This window comes from Microbacterium sp. As-52 (assembly GCF_049949185.1).
Classification (GTDB): domain Bacteria; phylum Actinomycetota; class Actinomycetes; order Actinomycetales; family Microbacteriaceae; genus Microbacterium; species Microbacterium maritypicum_A.
Map to the genome: position 1 here is coordinate 409793 of NZ_CP188171.1, position 21360 is coordinate 431152.

The window sequence follows — 21360 nt, forward strand, 5'->3', positions numbered from 1 at the left end:
CAACCCCTGGCCAATGTCCGATGTACGAACTATTGTCAGTCGGACCCCTTGGTATATTAGAATATATCTTCGAGAAAGGATGCAGGTGATCGGGCTCGATGCCATCGCCCCGCTCTCCCCGGCGGGCGATTCCCGCGCGGGAGAAGTGCTGCGACTGCGCCGCGAGATCAGCCGGATGCAGCGGCGACGCAGCGAGCACGCGCTGCTCCCCCTCGACCCCGCCCTCGCCGCCCTCCTTCCGGAGGAAGGGTTGCAGACCGGCACCTCCTACACCGTCTCCCCGTCGCCGAGCCTCGTGCTCGCGCTCCTCAGCGCGGCGTCGCAGAAGGGACTCTGGTGCGCCGTTGTCGGCATGCCGACCCTCGGCGTCGAAGCGGCCGCCGCATTCGGCATCGACCTCACCCGGCTGATCCTGGTGCCCGCACCCGGCGATCGTTGGCTGGCGGCGACCTCCGCCCTGGCCGAAGTCGTTCCCCTGATCGTCGTGACTCCCGGCTCACGGGCTCGAGACGCCGACGTCTCCCGGCTGAGCGCGCGCCTGCGCGATCGCGGATGCACACTCCTGGTCACCGAATCTCCCGGCGTCGAACGCTGGCCGCAGACCGAGGGGACGATTAGCCTGCACGACCCGCACTGGCACGGCCTCGGTGCCGGCTGGGGACTGCTCTCCGACTGCACGGTCACGGTGACGGCTCGGACACGGCACAGCCCTCGCCCGTCGAGCGTGCGCGTGCAACTGCCGGGCGGACACGGCGCCGTCGAGCCCACCGCCGTCGAGCCCATCGCCATCGCACCCGCTGCCGTCGACCTCACCCCGCTCTCCGCCCCTTCCCACGAGTCTCCCGTGCCCGTCGAGCCCGTATCGCTGGAGCTCCTGCACTGGGCGGAGGCCGGATGAACAGCCCGCTTCGCGTCCTCGTGCTGTGGTTCCCCGATTGGCCGATGCGGGCCGTCCTCAGCAGCGCGCCCCCGCATCCGCCCGCAGCCCTGGTGCAGGCGAACACGATCGTCGCGTGCACCGCCTCCGCCCGGGAACACGGCGTGCGCACCGGCCAGCGTCGCCGGGTCGCGCAGGGGCATCTCTCGTCACTGCGGGTGCTCCCCCATGACCCCGAGAGGGACGAGCGCGCCTTCCTGCCTGTGCTGCATCTGATCGAGAGACACGCCCCTGGGGTCACGCTGCTGCGACCGGGGCTCGCGATCCTCCGCGCCCGGGGCATCTCCCGCTACCACGGAGGAGAGGCGGAGGCCGCAGAGGCACTCACCGCCGTCCTGACGGAGGCCGGTTTCCCCGAGGCACGTGCGGGGGTCGCCGATGGTCCCTTCACAGCGGAGATCGCCGCGCGCGGTTCCGCCGCGTGCACGGTGGTGCCACCGGGGGGCTCCCGGGAGTTCTTGGCGCCCTACCCCGTGCAGGTGCTGCGCGACGAACAGATCACCGGTCTGCTCGTCCGCCTCGGAGTGCGCACCCTCGGCGAGTTCACCGCCCTCGCCCCTCTCGACGTGCGCGATCGCTTCGGCGAGCACGGCGCGCGCCTGCACGCGCTCGCGGCCGGTGCCGACTCCCGGCCGCTGACGCCGCGCCCACCCGACCCGGAGCTGGCGCGGCGGATCGAGTTCGACTCCCCGCTGGGCGGAACGGATCAGGTGGCCTTCGCGGTGCGCCAGACGGCTGATGCGGTGATGCTCGCTCTCGGCGACGTCTCACTCGTCTGCACCGAGGTGCGAATCGAGCTGACCGACGACAACGGGGCCGTCTACTCCCGCTCCTGGCTGCATCCGACCTGCTTCGACGCCTCCGACCTGGTCGACCGGGTGCGGTGGCAGCTGGAGGCTCTGGCCGCGCAGTCCGCCAAGGAACCGGTCGACGAGGCGCGGGCTTTCGGCGGCATCATGGCGGTGCGCATCATCCCCGCCGCCGTCGATGACGCCGCGCATCACCAGCCCGGTCTCTTCGGCTCCGGCACCGATGAGCGCCTGCACCACGCGGTCTCGCGCGTGCAGACCATGCTGGGCCATCAGGGCGTGGTCACCGCCGCCGTCGCGGGCGGGCGCTGGCTCGCCGACCGGCAGGTGCTCACGCCCTGGGGAGAGCGCACGGTCCCTCCGCGCGACCCCGGCTCCCCCTGGCCGGGAAGCCTTCCCGATCCGCTACCCGCCGAGGTCTTCCTCCCCCCGCGCCCCATCGCGGTGCTCGCCGCGGATGAGAGCACCATCGGCGTCGACGAACGCGGGGCGCTCTCGAACGACCCCGCCCGCATCGAGGGAGCGACCGTGCAGGCATGGGCCGGCCCCTGGCCGGTGCACGAACGACGCTGGACCTCGGGCGGAGGGAAGCGAGGGCACCGGCTCCAGATCGTCGACGACCACGACCGCGCGTGGCTGGTCTTCCACGCCGGCGAGCGCTGGTGGGTCGAGGGGAGGTATCGCTGATGGGGTGGCACAATCCCCCCTTGTCCTGGAACGAGCTGGAGCGCACCCTCAGCGGCGAGGAGTCACCCCCGCCTCCTCCCGGCTCCGAGCCTCGAGGGCAGCGGACGGACCCCGGACCGGTGAGCCGTCGCCGCACGCGCACGCCCCCCGTCGCCGCGCCCCGACCCGAAGACCCGATCCCCTATGCCGAACTGCACGCCCATTCGTCGTACTCGTTCCTCGACGGCGCCTCCTCCCCGGAAGAACTCCTCGCCGAGGCCGACCGCCTCGGGCTGACCGCTCTGGCCCTCACCGACCACGACGGCTTCTACGGCGCCGCACGCTTCGCCGAGGTGGCCGGCCTCATGGAGAGCCCCCTGCAGACGGTGTTCGGAGCGGAGCTCTCCTTGGACCTGCCCGCACCACAACGGGGTCACGCCGATCCCGCCGGCGAGCATCTGCTGGTCCTCGCCCGGGGCACGGAGGGCTATCACCGGCTCTCGGGGGCGATCACCGCGGCGCAGCTGCGCGGCGGTGAGAAGGGGCGCCCGGTCTACGACCTCGACGATCTCGCCGCACGTGCGGGCGGGCACTGGACGATCTTGACCGGATGCCGCAAAGGCGCCGTGCGCCGCGGTCTCGAGGCCGGAGACGCCGCCCATCCGCTGCGGTCGCTCGTCGACCTGTTCGGGAGCGAGCACGTCGCCGTCGAGCTCTTCGACCACGGAGACCCCCTCGACACCCGTCGCAACGACACCCTCGCCGAGCTGGCCCGTCGGATGCGCCTGCCGGTGGTCGCGACCAACAACGTGCACTACGCCACGCCGGCGCAGGCGCCCCTCGCCGAGGCCGTGGCTGCGGTGCGCGCGGTGCGCAGCATGGACGAGCTCGACGGGTGGCTGCCCTCCCACGGCGGTGCACACCTGCGCAGCGGGGCCGAGATGTCGGCGCGCTTCCGGCGCCACCCCGGAGCGATCTCGTACGGGCTCGAACTGGCCGCGGCATCCGCCTTCCCCCTGCGCCTCGCACGACCGGCGCTGCCGCAGCAGAAGGTGCCGGAGGGGCACACGCCCATGAGCTGGCTGCGCCATCTGGTCTGGGAGGCGGTGCCTACGAAGTACCCGCGACTGGACGACGACGGCCGGCACCGGATCGCGCGCGAGCTCGACGTGATCGAGGAGAAGGACTTCCCCGGGTACTTCCTGATCGTGCACGGGATCGTCACGGAGGCACGACGGCTCGGCATCCTCTGCCAGGGTCGGGGGTCGGCCGCGGCGAGCGCGGTCTGCTACCTGCTGGGGATCACCGCCGTCGATCCGATCCTCTACCGTCTCCCCTTCGAGAGGTTCCTCGCGACGACCCGCACGGAAGAGCCCGACATCGATGTGGACTTCGACTCCGACCGCCGCGAGGAGATCATCCAGTGGGTGTATCGGGAGTACGGCAGGGAGCGGGCGGCCCAGGTGGCGAACGTCATCCAGTACCGCCCGAAGAACGCGGTGCGGGATATGGCCAGAGCGCTCGGCCATTCCCCCGGCCAACAGGACGCATGGTCCCGCCAGGTCGACGGCTGGGGCGTGGGTCTGGAGCCCGTCGAAGGACACGACATCCCCGAGAACGTGCTCGCCTACGCGGGAGAGCTGCTGAAGGCTCCTCGGCATCTCGGCATCCATTCCGGTGGCATGGTGCTCACTGCACGCCCGGTCGGCGAGGTCGTTCCCGTGGAGCACGCCCGCATGGAGAACCGCACGGTCATCCAGTGGGACAAGGACGACTCCGCCTTCATGGGACTGGTGAAGTTCGATCTGCTGGGTCTCGGGATGCTCGCCGCCCTCCAGCACTGCTTCGATCTGATCCGGGAGACCACAGGCGAAGAGTGGACGCTCGAGAGCATCCCCAAGGAGGAGGCGGGGGTCTACGACATGCTCTGCCGTGCGGATTCGATCGGAGTCTTCCAGGTGGAATCCCGCGCGCAGATCGGGCTGCTCCCCCGTCTGCAGCCGCGGAGCTTCTACGATCTCGCCATCCAGATCGCGCTCATCCGCCCCGGACCCATCCAGGGTGGCGCTGTGCATCCTTTCGTGCGGCGCAAGATGGCGAAGGACCGCATCGATGAGGAGAACCGGGAGCGCGCCCTGCGCGGCGAAGAGCCGGTGGAGTTCCTGATCCCGTATCCGCACAGCGATCTGGAGGACATCCTGAAACGCACGCTGGGCATCCCGATCTTCCAGGAACAGCTCATCCAGATGGCGACGGCGATCGGCGACTGCACGGCCGATGAGGCGGACCTGCTGCGCCGGGCCATGGGCTCCAAGCGCGGCCTGGAGAAGATCGAGAAGGTCAGGGACAAACTGTACGCGGGGATGGCGCGGCGCGGACTCGTCGATGAGGCGGCCGATCGCATCTACGCGCAGATCCAGGCGTTCTCCAACTTCGGCTTCGCCGAGTCGCACTCCCTGTCATTCGCCCTTCTCGTCTACGCCAGCTCCTGGCTGAAGCTGCACTACCCCGCCGCGTTCCTCGCCGGCCTCCTGCGCTCGCAGCCCATGGGCTTCTACTCCGCAGCGACCCTCACTGCCGATGCGCGACGGCACGGGGTCGAGGTCCACCGCCCCGATCTGCATGTCTCCGGTGCGACAGAGACCCTGGAGCCACTCGCCGGCGCCTCGGGGAACGGGCCCACCGGCCGGGACGAGTGCCTCACCGACCCTCAACCACCTGTCCTCCGCTTCGACCGCGCGGCACCGGATGAGTCGGCCGCGCACCGCAGGGACGGGGAGTTCGCGGTGCGACTGGGGCTCGGCGGCATCCGTGGGATCGGTGTGCCGATGGCGGAGAGGATCGTCACCGAACGCGACGCGAACGGCCGGTACCGTGACTTGAACGACCTGGTGCGACGAACGGATGCCACCGCCGCGCAGCTGGAGGCCCTCGCCACCGCCGGCGCCTTCGACTGTCTGGGCCTGGAGCGTCGAGAGGCCATCTGGATGGCCGGCGCCGCGGCGGACGACCGTTCCCGGTTCCTCCCGGGGACGACGGTCGCGGTGCAACCGCCCCTGTTCGCCGATCAGACCAGCTACGAGCGTCTCTCCGCCGACCTGTGGGCGACCGGCGTGTCGACCGACGATCATCCGATGGCGCACTTCCGCGACGAGTTGCGCGCGCGCGGGGTTCTGACGGCGATCGACCTGCAGGGACACGAGGTCGGTCGACGCATCGAGGTCGCCGGTCTGGTCACCCACCGTCAGCGACCCGCGACGGCCGCCGGGATCACCTTCGTGAACCTCGAGGACGAAAGCGGCCTGGTGAACGTCGTCTGCTCAGCCGGGGTCTGGAACCGCTACCGCCGGGTCGCCCGCGATTCACCGGCACTCATCATCCGCGGCATCCTGGAGCGATCTGCGGAGGGCGTGGTCAACGTGCTCGCCGATGGGTTCGAGGATCTTCGCACCGGTCTCACGCATCGGTCCAGGGACTTCCGCTGAGGACGGCCGCCCCGACTCACCAGAATCGCTCGGGCTCCTCCACGGGAGGACGGTCGGCTCCACCCCAGCGGTCCGCCTCGGCCTTCGCGGCGTCGGCGGCTGCGTCGGCTTCACGGAGAGCGACCTTGGCGCCGGTCGGACCGGGCCCGATGGGGTCGACGAGCAGCGAGGTGTGCGCGCCGGCGCCACCCATCGTCACGGTGCAGCGCAGGACGCGCCCGATCCAGCGGGAGAAGTCGCCACTCGGGTCTTCTGCGCGTCGATAGCGGATGCCCGTGTCGAGGTCGACGATGGCGAGGACGACCGGTTCGTCGGTGAGCGGATCGGTCTGCTCCGTCACCTCGATGCGATGGCCGTGGGCGATGGCGACCTGAGCGGTGAGCACGAGCAGTCTGTCCATGAGTCCACCCTAGAGAAGGCCGTCAGGAAGACAACAGGGAGTCCCTCACGAGCAACATTCGTAAATTTCTTTGTCCCCCAAATGGCGGACAAGCGGATTAAGCGATATTCTGCTCTTCGTAGCGGGGGCTACGAGGCTGAGGACTGGGGAATCAGCCGTGAGCGCAGCGATATCTTCGCCGCCTCCCCTACCGTCCGGGAAGGGCGGTGAGCCCTCTCGACGACACCGTCTGGGGCGGGTCATCGAGAGGGCCAATCTCCCCGGTCGACGCGACGCATCGCGACACGGTCAGTCGAGCGGGATGACCTCGAGCGTGTTCGAACGCACCGGCTCCTGACCCATCTCGGGAGCGTATGGGCTCGGCGTGTACTTGCGGAGGTATTCGGCATCGATCGCGGCGTTGATCGCCTCATCGCCGACCCTCTCGAAGCGGACATCCTTCGTGACGCCACCCGCGGAGACACGTCCGCGCAGGCTGGCCAGGGCCGGGGCGTACCACTTGCCCGCAAGTCCCGTGTAGGAGCGGACGAACAGACGACCGTCGACCGCGACCGCCCAGATCCCCACGGTCTTCGGCATGGTGCCGTCCTCGAGCTGCGCGGAGAGATCGAACATCTCCGGCTCGGCGATGCGGCTGAGCTCGTCAGGGTTCCAGGTCGTCATGGGTCCTCCTCGGTATCGACGGATGCGGCAGAGTGCATGCTACGTCAGAACCGGGAAGACGCCTGACCGGTCACGGGCGGAGTGCCGACGAGGCGCGCGCGCAGCGAGTCGAGGAGCAGGCCGACCCCGAGCTCGAATGTACGATCCGACCGCGCACTCCCGCGCTCCGCACCGTCGATGAGACGCCCCAGAGTGCGCGTGCCGCCTTCGGGCTGCCAGACCTCGTCGGGAGAGGCGAGATCGAGACCGAAGCCGATCGCGAAGGCGTCGATGACGGCGATCACCGAGAGCACCTCATCGTCGGGGAAGCCTCCGTCGACGAGCACGGATGCGAGATCGTCGTATGCGGCGATCACCGCCGGGTGCGTGATCGTCTTCCCCACGAGCAACGGAACGAGCTGCGGGTGGTCTGCGTACATCCCGCGTTGCGTGCGCAGCACAGCGAGCACGAACTCGTCCCAGGGCTCGCCGTGCCACTCGACGCGGTATCCCTCCACGAGTTCTCCGCGCATGAGCTCGAGGATGCCGTCCATGCCGTCGACGTGGTTGTAGAGCGATGACGGGCGCACGCCGAGCTCGCGGGCGATGGCGTTCACTCCGAACGGTTCGCCGGCTCTCGCGAGCGCGAGACCCGCCGAGCCGATGATCTCCGGGGACAGGAGCGGGGAGGAAGGCCTCGGCATCGGGGACTCGCTTTCTCCGGCGGACCGGGTATGAGATCTGGGGGTTCCGCGAGAACCCTCATCTGTGCATAATAATGAACACCATTCGTTTACGAACACCATTCGTTTACGCCTCGTGCCCCACCCGCCGCACGTCCGCTGTCTTCCCTCTCTCCGCACAATGCCGTGCCGACTCCCTGGAGCCCCATGACCACTCTCGATCTCCGCACCCGAATCCCCCTCCGCTTCCCGACGGCGACGGCGACGTTCGCCATCGGGATCGCGGGGTACCTGGGCGTCAATCTGTCGCCCTACATGATCACCGCCGCGCAGACAGGCCTCGGCCTCGACGTCCTCACCGCCAGCTGGCTCGTCACCGCGACCCTCCTGCTCACCGCGGTGACCGGCTTGGCCATCGCCCCGCTGTGCGCCGGGGTGCATCGCCGCACTGTCGCGCGCGCCGGGCTCGGCCTCGCCGTCGTGGGCTTCGCAACCGCAGCCCTTGCGCCGGCGGCCATGCTTCCCGGGCTGCTCCTCGGCGGCGCCGGAGCAGGTGGCGCGGTCGCCGCATCGGGCGCGGCGCTCGCCGCTTTCCGCAACCCCGACAGGGTCGCCGGCTTCAACGGGCTCGCGAACCGCGGAGTCATCACGGTGGTCCTCGCCGTGATCCCGCTGATCGGCCTCGCCCCTCTCGACGTCTTCGGTGCGCTGGCGCTGTTCAGCCTGATCGGGCTGATCGCCTCGGCATGGCTTCCCGCCGCTCCGGTCCTCGCCCCGCAGGCGGGGGCGGCCGTCGCCGAGGCGATGCCGATCGAGATCCCTCCGACAGGCACCGTGCGCACCTCCCCCGCCCGCTCGCGGACCGTGACGATCGCCGGTCTCGGACTCCTCATCGTGTTCGCCCTGTGGGCGGCGAGCGAAGACTCCCTCTGGGCGATGGCGGGCATCATGGGCGCGGAACAGGCCGGCCTGACTCCCGAAGGGCTCGGCATCGCACTCAGTGGCGCAACGGCCGGCGGACTCCTCGGCTCGCTGCTGCTCATGATCGTCGGAGCCCGATTCGGGCGCGCGGTTCCCCTGGTCGCCCTGCTGGTCGCCGGGGGCGCACTCAAGATCGTGGAGGGGTTCGTCACCGATCCCACCGCCTTCATCGTGGTGTTCATCGCCTGGAACTCGATCTACGCCATCGCGTTCATGTACTTCGTGTCGACGTCCGCGGCACTGGATGCCGACGGGCGCTGGTCGGGGCCGCTGCTCGCCGTCTACCTGGTCGGGTCGGCGCTCACCCCGGTCATCGGCGCGGCCCTCGTCGGCGCCCTGGGATATCAGGGATTCGCTGTGGCGCTCGGAATCGCGAGCTTCATCCTGGCCGTCCCCACCGGGGCGATCGCCCTCATCTCGACCCGTCTGGAACGCATGACCGCACAGGAGATCGACGCATGACCCGCACCCTCTACCGCAACGGCCGCATCTTCACCGGGGACGAATCCCGATGGAGCTCAGCGCTCGTGGTCGATGACGACGCGTTCGTGCATGTCGGCACCGAGGAGTCGGCACCGCACGCCGATGCGGTCGTCGATCTCCACGGCCGCGTCGTGCTCCCCGGATTCACCGACGCGCACACCCACCTGCTCATGATGGGCGAAGCGCTCGGACAGGTGGGGCTCACGGACGCCTCCTCTCTCGAGGAGATCCAGCGCCGGCTCCGCACCGCGCGCGAGGCCGCGCCCGGTGTGCTCCGCGGACGCGGATGGCTGTTCGATGCGATCCCCGGCGGTGAGCCGACAGCGGCCATGATCGATGCGGTCGTCTCCGACGTCCCGGTCTACCTCGACGCGAACGACTATCACTCGTGCTGGGTGAACGCGGCCGCGCTCGCCGAGCTCGGGATCACCCGCGACACCCCCGACCCCATCGGCGGCCGCATCGCCCGCGATGCGGCGGGCGATGCGACCGGAATGCTCTACGAGACCGCCGCGCAGTTGCACGCCTGGGCTCATCGCGACGTCACGACCACCGATGCGCAGCGCGATGCGGCGGTCGAGCGGGTCGTCTCCGCGTACCTTGCCGCCGGCGTGACCGGAGCCGTCGACATGGCGTTCGACGAGCTCGGGCTGGCCGCCCTCGGTCGTGCGGCCGCTCACGGCAGCCTGCCACTGCGCATCGCCGCGCACTGGTTCATCGTCAACACCGGCGACGATGCCGCGAACCTCGCGCAGGTCGCGCAAGCAGCCGCCCATGCGTCCGCGACGACGGCGGGGGTACGGGTGCTCGGGATCAAGCTCGTGCTCGACGGGACGATCGACGCGTGCACGGCCGCCATGCGGGCACCCTACGCCGACGGGACGAACGCCGCGCCGATCTGGCCCGCCGAACGCCTGCTGCCGGTCGTCGCCGCGGCGGATGCCGCGGGACTGCAGATCGCGATGCACGCGATCGGCGATGCGGCGAGCACCCTCGCCCTCGATGCGATCGAGCATGCCGTCGCGGTGAACGGCGACCGCCAACGACGGCACCGCATCGAGCACCTCGAGTACGCGGCGCCGGGAACCGCGGAGCGGATGGCGCGGCTCGGAGTGACGGCGTCCATGCAGCCCGTGCACGCTGATCCCGCGATCTTCTCCAACTGGGCGGCACAGGTCGGAGACGAACGGGCCGACCGCGCGTTCGCCTGGTCGGAGTACGACGAGGCGGGCGCGCTCCTCGCCTTCTCCACCGATGCTCCGACGGCGCCGCATGAGGCCATGGCGAACATGTACGTCGCGGCCACCCGTGCTTCAGCTCTGGCTCCGGGCGTGCCGGCGATCCATCCCGAGCAGGCGCTCCCCCTGGAGCGTGCGATCGCGCATGCCACTCGGGATGCCGCGGCCTCGATCGGCGACGGGGACTGGCGCGGACGTATCGCTGTCGGATATGCGGCCGACTTCGTCGTTCTCGATGTCGACCCGTTCGAGGGGGATCCCGCTGCCCTGCTGACGACCCGTGTGGTGCGGACCGTGATCGCCGGCCGCACGGTGCACGAGGTGTAGCTCTCCGTCTGCATCTCCAGGATATCGCCGAGGTGGGGGCTTGCCGCAAGGCCCCCACCGTGGGGCAGAATCGACCCTCGCTCGTGCGAACTGCGCGCGGGCGTGAAGGAGATCCATGCCTTTCGACCCCTTCCATCTCCCCGACGATCTGCGCGCGAAGTCGACGGCAGAGCTCATCGACGCCGACCGCGATCACCTCCGCAGGATCGACGACGCCCTCGAGGCGCATCGGGCCGACGTGACGTCACGTCTGGCCGAGGTGCGTCAGCGTTCCGCCCGGTTCGGAGACGCGGCCGTGGAACGCGACCTCGAGATACGTCGCCTGAGCGGACGACTGCGCGTGCTCGAGCGCTACGGCATCGACATCTGCCTCGGTCGGATGACCCCGGAACACGGCGACCCCGTGTACATCGGCCGCACAGGCCTGGCCGCCGCCGACGGCACCCGGCTGCTGATCGATTGGCGGACCCCGGCGGCAGAACCGTACTTCGCGGCGACCATGGAGGATCCGCGCGGGCTCCTGTCCCGACGTCGATACCGGTGGGTCGACGGACGGATCAGCGACTACTGGGATGAGGCATTGACCGACACCGCATTCGACGGTTCGGCCTCGCTCGACGACCAATCCGCCTTCATCGCCGGCCTGGGCGCCCAACGCACGTCGCGCATGCGGGACGTGCTGGCGACGATCCAAGCCGACCAGGACGCGATCATCCGCGCGTCCTCGCCCGGCGCACTGGTCGTCGACGGTGGACCCGGCACGGGAAAGACCGTCGTGGCGCTGCACCGCGCCGCGCACCTGCTGTACGCCGAGCCGCGACTCACGCAGAGCGCGGGCGGCATGTTGCTCGTGGGGCCTCACCCGCACTATCTCGCGTACGTCGAAGATGTTCTGCCCAGCCTCGGCGAGGACTCCGTCCGGCTCTCGACCCTGCGCGATCTGGTCCCGGAAGGAGCAGCGGCCGTGGACGAGCAGGATGCGCGGGTGGCGCTGCTCAAGGCAGCCCTCGATCCCGTCGCGATACTCGATGCGGCGGCGATGTGGTTCGAGCGCCCTCCCTCGCACGCGATGCGCATCGAGTCGCCGTGGGCCGACCTCTGGATCAGCCGCGAGGAATGGACGGCACTGTTCTCCGGCGCCGACCCGGCGGTCTCGCACAACGTGGCGCGTGACGAGGTGTGGGAGGAGATCCTCGAGTTGTTGACAGACCAGGTGCACGACGATGACGTGCCTCCCCACATCGTGCGACGGTGGCTGCGACAGGACGAGGAGCTCACCGGGACGTTCGTGCGCGCCTGGCCGATGCTGTCGCCGGCCTCGATGGTCGCTCGGCTGTGGAGCTCCCCCGACTTCCTGCAGCGCTGCGCTGCGAGCCTCTCGCCCGGAGAGGTCGCGGCTCTGCAGCGCGAGGACCCCGAGAAGTGGACCGTCGCCGATCTCCCGTTCCTGGACGCCGCGCGCCGGCGGATCGGCGATCCCGACGCCGTCCGCGACGAGCACCGCCGCCAAGCCGTCGTCGCCTCGGCGCAGGAGCAGATCTCCCACGTCGTCGACCACCTGATCGAAGACGATGACAGCGAGATGAAAGTGATGTCCATCCTTCGCGGACAGGATGCGAGGAACGTGCTGCTCGGCGTCGACGCCCCGCCCGCGCTCCCGCCGGACGAGCTGGCGGGGCCGTTCGGGCACATCGTCGTCGATGAAGCGCAGGAGCTCAGCGATGCGGAATGGCGGATGCTCCTCGCCCGCTGCCCCTCACGCAGCTTCACGATCGTCGGAGACCGCGCACAGGCGCGGCACGGCTTCACCGAGAGCTGGGAAGCGCGGCTCACCCGCATCGGCCTCCGTGATGTCCGGATCGCCCACCTGGGCGTGAACTACCGGACTCCGGCCGAGGTGATGGCGGCGGCGGGACCGGCGATCCTCGCGGCGATCCCGGACGCCAATGTGCCGACGTCGGTGCGCGAGAGCGGAACGCCCGTGCGATACGACGTCGTCGCCTCGCTCCCCCGCCTGCTGGATGCCTGGCTCGATGAGCACCCGGACGGGATCGCGTGCGTCATCGGCGCCCCGGACCTCGCCCCGACAGCGCGCGTGCGATCGCTGACTCCCGAGGGGGCGAAGGGCCTGGAGTTCGATCTGGTCGTCCTGGTGCTCCCGGAGCAGTTCGGTGACGATGTCACCGGCGCCGTGGACCGGTACGTGGCGATGACCCGGTCGACACGGGAGCTGATCGTGCTCCGGTGAGCATGCCCGGGCCTCTCACGTTCAGCCAACGAGCACCCGACCGGCACGGGCCTGCCATCGCTCATCGCGATGCTCGATCCGGATGGGGTACTCGAACGCCGCGGTCACGAGGGCGGTCGTGAGAACATCGCTCGCCGCCCCCTGCGACACGACCTCCCCCTTCGAGACCAGGGCTGCGTGAGTGGTCGACCCCGGCAGCTCCTCGAGGTGGTGCGTCACGAGCACCGTCGCGAGATCGGGTTGCGCGTCGTGCAGCAGGTCGAGGGTCTCGAGGAACTGCTCCCTGGCGGCGACATCGAGACCGGTGGAGGGCTCGTCGAGCAGCAGCAACGCGGGGTCGGGCAGAAGGGCTCGCGCGATCAGTGCCCGGCCGCGCTCCCCCTGCGACATGGTCGGCCAGGTGGCGTCCTGCCGCCCGCCGAGGCCCAGCATCCCGATGAGGTGGTCCGCCCTCGCGATGAGCGACGGCGACGGCTCCCAGCGGTTCATCATCTCCGTCGTCCCCGTCGCACCGGTCAGGACGACCTGCTGCACCGTCAGCGGCGAGCGCAACGGATGACGAGGGTTCACATGTCCGATCGATTCGCGCAGCCGGCGGATCTCGACCCGTCCCAGCTGCTGACCGAGCACATGCACGGACCCTCGGGTCGGGTGCGCCTCCGCACCGCACATGCTCAGGATCGTGCTCTTACCCGCACCGTTGGGGCCGATGAGGGCCCAGTGCTCCCCTGCACGGACGGTGAGGTCGACGCCGGTCAGGATCTGGCGCGAGCCGCGGACGACGTCGACGCCCCTCAGCACCAGCACGTCGGACGCACGGTTCTCACGAGGCTTCTCCTCGGTCATACCAGCGCGTCCCGCAGTGTGAGGAGGTGTGCACGGCTCCGCGCGGCGGCAGCGCCCTCGTCGCGGTCGACGATCGCGTCGACCTGGGCGGCGTGGGCGTCGTGGTCGGCGTCGTCGCCGAACGCCCGTCGGATGCGGAGCATCTCGATCATGGCCGCGCGCAGCCGGGGGGTGAAGCTGTCGAACAGGTCGAGGAGGACGGCGTTGTGCGACGCGGCGACGACCGCGCGGTGGAACGCGGTGTCGGCATCGACGTGACTGTCGATGTCAGACCTATGCACATCGCGATCGGCCAGGGCGCGACGGATGCTGCGCAGGTCTGAGGGCGTGCGTCGCGCGGCGGCGAGCGCGGCGGCTTCGGTCTCGATCGCGATGCGCGCTTCGATCACCGCGACGATGCCAGCCTTTCGCAGCACCGCGTCCCAGTCCTCGGGCGCATCGAGCGCGATGACGAAGACGCCGGCGCCCTGTCGTGAGGCCAGCACCCCGCGCCCGGCGAGCCGGCGGATCGCCTCGCGCACGGTGGAGCGGCCCACTCCGAGCTGCGGCGCGAGCGTCGTCTCCCCGGGGAGCTTCTCCCCCAGTGCCCATTCTCCGGCGCGGATCCGTTCCAGCAGGAGTGCCGCAGCCTGATCCGCCAAGGGTTCTCGCCTCACCTGTGCCATGCGCAATGCCAGCCTCTCGTCTACTTGTCTGAGGAGTTGTGTTACAGTCTAGCCATGTTCTCGTCAGAGCACCTTCTTCTTCGCCGCCACGGCGGGACGTAGCCGGACCGGCTCCCCGTCGTGGAGTCGAACGTGTGCCGGTCGCAGACCCTCGAAGAAGGACACCGCACCCGCCATGACCACGACATCGTTCCCCCACCCCTCCCCGGCCGCCGACCTCGATACCGACACCGGCTCCGACCGGACGCCGACCTGGAACAGGCAGCGACGTTCCCCGATGCCGTCGCACCGCTACCGCGACGTCTACTCCCGCGTCGACGTGCCCCTCACCGAGCGGGACTGGCCGACACGGCGTCTCACCGCGGCCCCGCTCTGGGTGCCCGTCGATCTGCGGGACGGCAACCAGGCGCTCGCCGAGCCGATGGACCCCGCGCGCAAGCGCCGCTTCTTCGCGCTGATGGTGAGGATGGGCTACAAGGAGATCGAGGTCGGATACCCGTCGGCGTCGCAGACCGACTACGACTTCGTGCGGCTCATCGCCGAGAGCGACATCGCCCCGGATGACGTGACGATCGTGGTGTTCACGCCCGCGCGTCGCGACCTCATCGAACGCACGGTCGCCTCCATCCGGGGCATCGCCAATCCGGTCGTGATCCACATGTACACCGCGACCGCCCCGACCTGGCGCAGCCTGGTGCTCGGGCACGAACGCGAAGCGCTGACGCAGCTCATCCTCTCCGGCGGCCGTGACGTGTGGGAGTTCGCCGGAGACCTGCCGAACGTGCGGTTCGAGTTCTCTCCCGAGGTGTTCAATCTGACCGAACCCGACTACGTGATCGATATCTGCGATGCGATGACCGACCTGTGGCAGGCGACCCCCGAGCGCCCGGTGATCCTCAACCTCCCGGCCACGGTCGAGGTCGCCACCCCGAACGTGTACGCCGACCAGATCGAATACATGCACAAGAACCTCGCCCGTCGCGATGCCGTGATCCTGTCGGTGCACCCCCACAACGACCGCGGGACCGGCATCGCCTGCGCCGAGCTCGCGGTGCTCGCCGGCGCGCAGCGGGTCGAAGGCTGCATCTTCGGCAACGGCGAGCGCACGGGCAACGTCGACATCGCGACGCTCGCCCTGAATCTGCACGCGCAGGGCGTGGACCCGATGATCGACTTCTCCGACATCGACGAGATCCGCCGCACGGTCGAGTACTGCAACCGGATCGAGGTGCACGCCCGCCACCCCTATGTCGGCGACCTGGTGCACACGGCATTCAGCGGGACCCACCAGGACGCGATCAAGAAGGGCTTCTCCGAGCATCGCGCTCGGGCTGCGGCCGAGGGCCGCGACGAACGGGAGATCGAATGGCGGGTCCCCTATCTGCCGATCGACCCCGCCGACATCGGCCGCGACTACGACGCGGTGATCCGCGTGAACTCGCAGTCGGGGAAAGGCGGGATCGCCTACCTGCTCGAAACGGCGTACGGGATCGAACTGCCCCGCCGCCTGCAGATCGACTTCGCGCGACACGTGCAGCGGCACACGGACACGATCGGCACCGAGGTCACGGCATCGGAGCTGTGGAGGGTCTTCGGGGACGTGTATCTCGGCTCCGGTGCTCCCACCGATATCGCGCTCGTCGCGTACGACACCACCGGATCCGACGGCGAGTCCCGCATACGGATCACGCTGCGCATCGAGGGGCGCGAGCACACGAGCACCCATGCGGCAGGTGGTCCGGTCGAGGCCCTCACTGCGGCACTCGATACCCGGGGAATCCGTGTCGACGTCGTGAGCCTGCACCAGACCAGCGTCGGATCCGGCGCCGACGGTGAGGCGCTCATCCTCCTCGAGCACCGCACGGAAGAAGGGGTCGCCTGGTCGGCAGGCCGCGGGCGCTCCGTCCTCTCCGCGAGCCTGTCCGCCGTGATCACGGCGGCGAGCCGCGCCGCATTCCCCGACGCGACGCCCGACTAGTCCTGGTCGCCGACGTGGCCGGGAGCTGTGAGAGAGAGCACACGCTCCACGAAGGCGGCGTACTCCTCCATGTAGTGCTCCAGGAACTTCTTCGTGCCGTCGTCCTCGACCTCGCCGTCCGGGCCGAACATCTCGGGGCGATACGTCAGATACGCCTCGGGCGCGTTGAGCTGTGGGGCGTTGAGGAAGCTCAGCACGCTGCGCATCGACGACTGCATGACGGCGGTGCCGATGGCCCCGGTGGAGGCGCCGATGATGCCGGTGGGCTTGCGCGCGAACGAGTTGTGACCCCAGGGGCGGGAGCCCCAGTCGATCGCGTTCTTCAACGCACCCGGTATCGAACGGTTGTACTCGGGTGAGACGATCAGCAGTCCCTCCGCCTGGTCCACCGCCCGCTTGAACGTGGTCACGGCGGCGACCGGATCGAGCTCGTCGTCGCGGTTGTACAGCGGCAGATCGCGGATCGGGATCTCGACCATCTCGAGGCTGGGAGGTGCCAGCTTCACGAGGGCGGTCGCGACGACGCGGTTGATCGAGTCATGGGCGAGGCTCCCGATGAGGTAGCCGATCCGGTGAGTCATGCGCATTCTCCCTCGTTCGTTCCGCCGTGGTCGTTGGCGTTCAGGCTAGCCCCGTATGCCGAAACCGCAAGCCCGACGCGGCTCACCGGTCTCAGTGCACGAGAGCCTTGAGAACCACGAAGACGAGACCGAACGACGCCGTCCCCAGGGCGCCGAGCACGCGCGTGAGCAGGGGGCTCCCCCGACGGAGGAAGGCCACATAGCCGAGGAACGCGAGGATCACGACACCAGACCAGAGCGCGAGATCGTTCGCGAGCCCGTCGGGCATGACGCGGGTCGTGCCGGCCAACAGGAAGACCGCCGGCACGGTCGCCGAGCTGAGCATGCCGAAGGAGTGCTTCACCGACGCGGCGAACGCCGCCCGAACCCCGACGGATTCACCGTGCTCGCGTTCATCGTGATCGCTGACCCTGGCCACGGTGCCGGCATACACATGAGCACCCCAGAACACCAGCACCGTGACGGCGACCGTCACCAGCACCGCCAGTGATGTCTCCCCGTGCGCCGAGGACACGGCCACCAGGCCGCTGACGAGAATCGTGCCGTAGACCGCGGCCTCGGTGCCGAATCCCGATCGCAGGGCCTGATGCACGCGAAGGATCCCGTCATCCGCAGTCGTTCTCCGCCTGTCCATACCCGGTGCTGCTCCTGATCCGTCGTGCCATCGCTACCATCGAGCTCCCATCATCCCTCGACGCGCAGGGGGACCTTCACATCGCCGCCCGCCTCCTCGGTGATCCGCTCCCCCATCTGCACGAAGGTCGGCGCCGAGATGAAGCCGCCGGCGAACAGCGCCTGCCCCTGGACGAAATCAGCGGAACGGCGGATGGCGTCCTCGGAGGCGAAGCCGAAGACGTCGGCGAGCTCGGCGAGGTCGCGGGGCGCGTTGACCCGCATCAGCGCGAGGTTGTCGCACTGCGAGAGCACGTTGGGGTGGATCTTCGTCGGACGCTGGGTGGAGAGCAGCAACCAGAGCCCGAATTTGCGCCCCTCGGCCGCGATCTGCACGAGCTGCTCGGTGAGGGCTCGTTCGACGGCGGTCTCGGGATTCGGCGAGCAGAGGTTGTGTGCTTCGTCGATGACGATCAGGACGGGCCGTCGTTCCTCACGGTGTGCCCAGAGATGTTCGAGCACGGCGAGGGCCGCGACCTTCGGCTCGGCGGGGTGCTCGAAGCCGCCCAGGTCGAGGACCGTGGCTCGTGGGCGTTCTTCGATCACGTCGATGACCGATCCGGCGCCGCGTGACCAGAGCGCCCACTCCAGCACCTGCAGGTTCTCCATGCGGTTCGCGAGCCGCACCCGGGCGGGGTCGCCCGAGGCTCGCAGACCGGGGAGCATATCGCGACCGTCGAAGACGTGCGCATCTCGTTCCTCATGGAGCAGAGCGTTGTACTCTTCCGCATCCGCGATCGGGTCCATCTGCAGAACGGCTGCCTTCGATGCCGGCACCAGATCGACGTAACGCACGTGCAGGCGCTCGCCCTCACCCGCGCCGGAGCGGAACACGCGGATGTCGAGTTCTGCCATGCGGTCGGTCTCGGATGCTCCTGCGGAGGCCCGCGTCTCCCGCAAGCGCGTGAAGTCGCTGTTCGGATCGAGGACGATCATCGGCAGCTCGGTGTGCAGGAGCAGCTGTTCCAGCACGACACCGAGCGCATACGTCTTCCCGCTGCCGCTCTGCCCGACCCAGAAGGTATGCCTGTTGAAGCGCCGGGCGTCGAGGTCGACCGGAGCCCCCGGGTCCTCGAGCGTCGTTCCGATGGTGAGGTTCGTCATCACTCCGGTGCACCTTTCCTTCATCCCGTCATTCCTCGCGGCGGGGCGAGCCCATCCTCCGAGACCGATGCACGACATCATCCTCGCCCGGCTCGCCTTCGCACCAGTGCCGACATCCGTGGCCGCGGATTCCCGTGCGCAGTCCCGACACCCGAGAAGGCCGATTCCCCTCCTGCCCCGACGTTCCGACACCGCTGCGCTCCACTAATGTGACAACGTGGGCGCGGAGTGGAGACGACGGGTGCTCGTCGTCGAGGATCAGGGTGCCCTCCGCATGCTGGTGTGCGATCTGCTCGAGCGCCACGGCTTCCAGACCGCGGCAGCCGCCGATGCCGCCGAGGCGACACGCCTCTTCACCGAATTCGACCCGGACGCGCTGCTGACCGACATCGATCTGGGCTCCCGCCCCTCCGGGGCGGAGCTCGCCGCGATGCTGGTCGAACTCGCACCGCACATCGCGGTCGTGTTCCTCAGCAGCTACCCCCGTGCCGCCGCCGGTGCCACGGCGATGGGGATCGAGCAGGCCGTGTTCGTCGCGAAACAGGACCTCGATTCCCCTGCGGCTCTGCTCTCCGCGCTGGAACGTGCTCTGTCGACGCATCCGACACCTCTGCCGCCCTCGGCCGGAACAGGCGACCCCCTCGGCTCACTCACCAGGCATCAACTGGAGATCCTCGCGATGATCGCACGCGGATGGTCGAACGAGCGCATCGCCGTCGAGACCGGTGGCACGGTGCGCGCAGTCGAACGATCCATCAGCCGGTTGTTCGGAAGACTCGAGGTGACACGCGACCCGACCGTCAACGCTCGTGTCGCTGCGGCGGGACTCTACCTCGCCGCGTTCGGTCCCGCCCGATGAGGAAACTCCGCCGTGCGGCTGTCCGCGCCTTCGGCGGCGGCCGATTCCTCACCGTCTGGTCAATCGCCGCATCCCTCCCCCTGTCCCTCACCGTCATGGCGCCCGCGGGTGTCGGCATCGACACTCTGACCGCGCTTCCCGCCATGGTCGCGACCTGGCTCTGCTTCGCCGCGGCGCTCACGGGCATCGCCGCATGGGAACGTCGCGGCCAATCCCGGCGACAGCGAGCAGCCGTCGTGACCGCCGGGATCGTCGTCTGCGCGGCGATGCGTCCGGTGATGCAAGACGGCTGGCTCCACCTCGCCGGCCTTCCCGCACCACCTTCAGGTCAGCTTCCGTACCGGATCGCGACGAACATCGTCGTCTGGATGATCGTGCTGAGCACCATCGCCGTGCTGGATTCCTCGCTCCGGTCACTGCGATGGACGAACGCCCTGCTGCGGTCCGTGGCCCAGGAGCTCGCCCGGACACAGGACGATGCGCACGCGCTGGCGACCGATGCGCGGAACCTTCTCGACCAAGCGCAGTCGACCCTCGATGCGGCGATCATCGAGATGGAACCGACACCCGCCGGCGTCCGAAGGCTCGGTGACGAATGGATCCGCGAGTGGAGTCACCGTCTCGCCGAGCTCGCCGAGAAGAGGGAGGTCGGGAATCCGCATCGAGCCCGCGACGGCTTCAGTGATCGCGCGGACCCGAGGTCTTCCCCGTCGCCTCGGTACGTCCCGTTCCGCCTCCCGCCGCCGGGTCTGGTCACCCTCATGTACGCGGTGTGCCTCCTCCCCTATGCGACCCGCACGCAGACGCCACTCGAACTGCTCATCGGGATCGCCGCCCTCGCCGCGGGAGGTGCGGTCGTCGACTTCCTGCCGCGACGCCGCGCGATCGCTCGGGTGCCCTACCACGCGTCCTTGCTCTTCATGATCCTCTCCTGCGTCGTCGGCATCGCGCTCGCAGCGCTCGCGGCCGCGCAGGGGGTGGCTCCGTTGCTCGCCGCCGTCTCCGCCATCGCGTACATCGGGTTCGCGTTCGCCGCCGGAACGTGCGCCGGCGCGCTGCACCGTCGCCGCAGCGAACAGCACCGACTTTCGAGCGCCGTCGCCGACGCCCAGCAGCTCGCACGTGCCGGCACCCGCCCCACTCGCGACGGCCTCAGAGCCGCCGCCGACCTCCTGCACGCGGATGCGCAGGGAGCCTGCATTATGTTCGCGCTCGCACACCCCACACCCGATCCGGACGATATCCGGCGGCTGCGGGCAGAACTCGCGACTGTCGTGAGCCGACTTCCCGAGGCTTTCGCCACGGCCGACGATCCCCGTGCCCATACTTCCCTCACCGCACTCTTCGAGACGTGGGCGCACGTCATCGAGCTCCGTGTCGACGTCGACGACGAGGCACGCGATGTTCTGTCCTCGATCCCCTCGGTGGTGCGAGACTGCTACGACATCGTCGCCGAGGGGCTCCTGAACGCCGCGAAACATGCGAGTGAGCGACGAGCGGAGGTGTCGATCCGTCGAGTGACGACCGGCGCCGGACCTCGGCTTCACGTCCGTGTCTCGTCGCCCGGGATAGCCGCACGCGGCACACGTCTGCGCGCATCCTCACGGATGCAGGAGCTCGGCGCCCATCTTGTCCGCATCCCCGGCGGTGTCGCCCTGGAAGCCGCGTTCGCGCTTCCGCTGCGCGCGGCTGTCGTGTCAACCGAACATCGCGACGGAGAGCACCCGACCCCGCCGTAGCGTCGTCTGCGCCCCAC

Annotated in this window: 17 protein-coding genes; 9 read left to right on the plus strand and 8 right to left on the minus strand. The window is 69.4% G+C overall.

Going from position 1 to position 21360, the window contains the following annotated elements; translation table 11 throughout:
• The first annotated feature begins 79 nt into the window (after positions 1-79).
• Genes ACLFA2_RS01990 through ACLFA2_RS02000 form a run of 3 tightly spaced genes read left to right on the plus strand, consistent with a single transcriptional unit; the run spans position 80 to position 5897 of the window.
• Positions 80-898, plus strand: a complete 819-nt coding sequence (locus ACLFA2_RS01990; protein ID WP_347125533.1) for a hypothetical protein — start codon at positions 80-82, stop codon at positions 896-898.
• Positions 895-2433, plus strand: a complete 1539-nt coding sequence (locus ACLFA2_RS01995; protein WP_426621937.1) for a DNA polymerase Y family protein — start codon at positions 895-897, stop codon at positions 2431-2433. The genes ACLFA2_RS01990 and ACLFA2_RS01995 overlap by 4 nt, the downstream gene beginning before the upstream one ends.
• On the plus strand, positions 2433-5897 hold the full coding sequence (locus ACLFA2_RS02000; protein WP_426621938.1) for an error-prone DNA polymerase: 3465 nt from the start codon (positions 2433-2435) through the stop codon (positions 5895-5897). The genes ACLFA2_RS01995 and ACLFA2_RS02000 overlap by 1 nt, the downstream gene beginning before the upstream one ends.
• A gap of 16 nt (positions 5898-5913) precedes the next feature.
• Here ACLFA2_RS02000 and ACLFA2_RS02005 read toward each other — a convergent pair whose 3' ends face one another.
• The 3 genes from ACLFA2_RS02005 to ACLFA2_RS02015 all read right to left on the minus strand — a co-directional run bounded on the left by ACLFA2_RS02005 (position 5914) and on the right by ACLFA2_RS02015 (position 7643).
• Positions 5914-6297 carry a hypothetical protein gene (locus tag ACLFA2_RS02005; protein WP_029258379.1) on the minus strand — a complete coding sequence of 128 codons (384 nt, stop codon included), beginning with the start codon at positions 6295-6297 and terminating at the stop codon, positions 5914-5916.
• Positions 6298-6585: 288 nt separating this feature from the next.
• Positions 6586-6960, minus strand: a complete 375-nt coding sequence (locus tag ACLFA2_RS02010; protein ID WP_021199303.1) for a DUF2255 family protein — start codon at positions 6958-6960, stop codon at positions 6586-6588.
• A 44-nt stretch (positions 6961-7004) separates the two neighbouring features.
• Positions 7005-7643, minus strand: coding sequence for a TetR/AcrR family transcriptional regulator C-terminal domain-containing protein (locus ACLFA2_RS02015; RefSeq protein ID WP_426621939.1), 639 nt, complete (start codon positions 7641-7643; stop codon positions 7005-7007).
• Between the two features lie 186 nt (positions 7644-7829).
• On the opposite strand from ACLFA2_RS02015, the gene ACLFA2_RS02020 reads away from it, so the two are divergent.
• The 3 genes from ACLFA2_RS02020 (at position 7830) to helR (ending at position 12899) form a co-directional block, all read left to right on the plus strand.
• Positions 7830-9065 carry an MFS transporter gene (locus ACLFA2_RS02020; RefSeq protein WP_426621940.1) on the plus strand — a complete coding sequence of 412 codons (1236 nt, stop codon included), beginning with the start codon at positions 7830-7832 and terminating at the stop codon, positions 9063-9065.
• Positions 9062-10651, plus strand: a complete 1590-nt coding sequence (locus ACLFA2_RS02025) for an amidohydrolase (protein WP_426621941.1) — start codon at positions 9062-9064, stop codon at positions 10649-10651. Before ACLFA2_RS02020 ends, ACLFA2_RS02025 begins: the two co-directional genes overlap by 4 nt.
• A gap of 115 nt (positions 10652-10766) precedes the next feature.
• Positions 10767-12899: an RNA polymerase recycling motor ATPase HelR gene (gene helR / locus ACLFA2_RS02030; protein ID WP_426621942.1), complete on the plus strand. Its 2133-nt coding sequence runs from the start codon at positions 10767-10769 to the stop codon at positions 12897-12899.
• Positions 12900-12920: 21 nt separating this feature from the next.
• On the opposite strand, the gene ACLFA2_RS02035 is transcribed toward helR, so the two are convergent.
• Together ACLFA2_RS02035 and ACLFA2_RS02040 are read right to left on the minus strand one after the other, a co-directional pair.
• A complete protein-coding gene (locus ACLFA2_RS02035) occupies positions 12921-13745 on the minus strand; it encodes an ABC transporter ATP-binding protein (RefSeq protein ID WP_426621943.1) in 825 nt (274 codons plus the stop codon).
• Positions 13742-14410, minus strand: a complete 669-nt coding sequence (locus tag ACLFA2_RS02040) for a FadR/GntR family transcriptional regulator (protein WP_426621944.1) — start codon at positions 14408-14410, stop codon at positions 13742-13744. Before ACLFA2_RS02040 ends, ACLFA2_RS02035 begins: the two co-directional genes overlap by 4 nt.
• 175 nt (positions 14411-14585) lie before the next feature.
• Between ACLFA2_RS02040 and ACLFA2_RS02045 the strand changes: the two genes are divergently transcribed.
• A complete protein-coding gene (locus ACLFA2_RS02045) occupies positions 14586-16388 on the plus strand; it encodes a 2-isopropylmalate synthase (RefSeq protein ID WP_426621945.1) in 1803 nt (600 codons plus the stop codon).
• Here the strand turns inward: ACLFA2_RS02045 and ACLFA2_RS02050 are convergent.
• The 3 genes from ACLFA2_RS02050 to ACLFA2_RS02060 form a co-directional block, all read right to left on the minus strand.
• Positions 16385-16969, minus strand: coding sequence for an NADPH-dependent FMN reductase (locus ACLFA2_RS02050; RefSeq protein WP_426621946.1), 585 nt, complete (start codon positions 16967-16969; stop codon positions 16385-16387). The genes ACLFA2_RS02045 and ACLFA2_RS02050 overlap by 4 nt on opposite strands.
• Before the next feature lie 91 nt (positions 16970-17060).
• Positions 17061-17603 carry a hypothetical protein gene (locus tag ACLFA2_RS02055; RefSeq protein WP_021199293.1) on the minus strand — a complete coding sequence of 181 codons (543 nt, stop codon included), beginning with the start codon at positions 17601-17603 and terminating at the stop codon, positions 17061-17063.
• Between the two features lie 50 nt (positions 17604-17653).
• Entirely contained in the window at positions 17654-18745 is a 1092-nt protein-coding gene (locus tag ACLFA2_RS02060) for an ATP-binding protein (protein WP_021199292.1), read from the minus strand.
• A 217-nt stretch (positions 18746-18962) separates the two neighbouring features.
• Between ACLFA2_RS02060 and ACLFA2_RS02065 the strand changes: the two genes are divergently transcribed.
• Together ACLFA2_RS02065 and ACLFA2_RS02070 are read left to right on the plus strand one after the other, a co-directional pair.
• Positions 18963-19604, plus strand: coding sequence for a response regulator (locus tag ACLFA2_RS02065; RefSeq protein ID WP_426621947.1), 642 nt, complete (start codon positions 18963-18965; stop codon positions 19602-19604).
• Positions 19601-21343, plus strand: coding sequence for a hypothetical protein (locus tag ACLFA2_RS02070; protein WP_426621948.1), 1743 nt, complete (start codon positions 19601-19603; stop codon positions 21341-21343). Before ACLFA2_RS02065 ends, ACLFA2_RS02070 begins: the two co-directional genes overlap by 4 nt.
• The last annotated feature ends 17 nt before the right edge of the window (positions 21344-21360 follow it).

Excerpts from the sequence above, each read along its gene's own strand:
- ACLFA2_RS01990 (WP_347125533.1), top strand. The coding sequence starts at position 80 with ATGCAGGTGATCGGGCTCGATGCCATCGCCCCGCTCTCCCCGGCGGGC.
- ACLFA2_RS01995 (WP_426621937.1), top strand. The coding sequence starts at position 895 with ATGAACAGCCCGCTTCGCGTCCTCGTGCTGTGGTTCCCCGATTGGCCG.
- ACLFA2_RS02000 (WP_426621938.1), top strand. The coding sequence starts at position 2,433 with ATGGGGTGGCACAATCCCCCCTTGTCCTGGAACGAGCTGGAGCGCACC.
- ACLFA2_RS02005 (WP_029258379.1), bottom strand. The coding sequence starts at position 6,297 with ATGGACAGACTGCTCGTGCTCACCGCTCAGGTCGCCATCGCCCACGGC.
- ACLFA2_RS02010 (WP_021199303.1), bottom strand. The coding sequence starts at position 6,960 with ATGACGACCTGGAACCCTGACGAGCTCAGCCGCATCGCCGAGCCGGAG.
- ACLFA2_RS02015 (WP_426621939.1), bottom strand. The coding sequence starts at position 7,643 with ATGCCGAGGCCTTCCTCCCCGCTCCTGTCCCCGGAGATCATCGGCTCG.
- ACLFA2_RS02020 (WP_426621940.1), top strand. The coding sequence starts at position 7,830 with ATGACCACTCTCGATCTCCGCACCCGAATCCCCCTCCGCTTCCCGACG.
- ACLFA2_RS02025 (WP_426621941.1), top strand. The coding sequence starts at position 9,062 with ATGACCCGCACCCTCTACCGCAACGGCCGCATCTTCACCGGGGACGAA.
- helR (WP_426621942.1), top strand. The coding sequence starts at position 10,767 with ATGCCTTTCGACCCCTTCCATCTCCCCGACGATCTGCGCGCGAAGTCG.
- ACLFA2_RS02035 (WP_426621943.1), bottom strand. The coding sequence starts at position 13,745 with ATGACCGAGGAGAAGCCTCGTGAGAACCGTGCGTCCGACGTGCTGGTG.
- ACLFA2_RS02040 (WP_426621944.1), bottom strand. The coding sequence starts at position 14,410 with ATGGCACAGGTGAGGCGAGAACCCTTGGCGGATCAGGCTGCGGCACTC.
- ACLFA2_RS02045 (WP_426621945.1), top strand. The coding sequence starts at position 14,586 with ATGACCACGACATCGTTCCCCCACCCCTCCCCGGCCGCCGACCTCGAT.
- ACLFA2_RS02050 (WP_426621946.1), bottom strand. The coding sequence starts at position 16,969 with ATGACTCACCGGATCGGCTACCTCATCGGGAGCCTCGCCCATGACTCG.
- ACLFA2_RS02055 (WP_021199293.1), bottom strand. The coding sequence starts at position 17,603 with ATGGACAGGCGGAGAACGACTGCGGATGACGGGATCCTTCGCGTGCAT.
- ACLFA2_RS02060 (WP_021199292.1), bottom strand. The coding sequence starts at position 18,745 with ATGACGAACCTCACCATCGGAACGACGCTCGAGGACCCGGGGGCTCCG.
- ACLFA2_RS02070 (WP_426621948.1), top strand. The coding sequence starts at position 19,601 with ATGAGGAAACTCCGCCGTGCGGCTGTCCGCGCCTTCGGCGGCGGCCGA.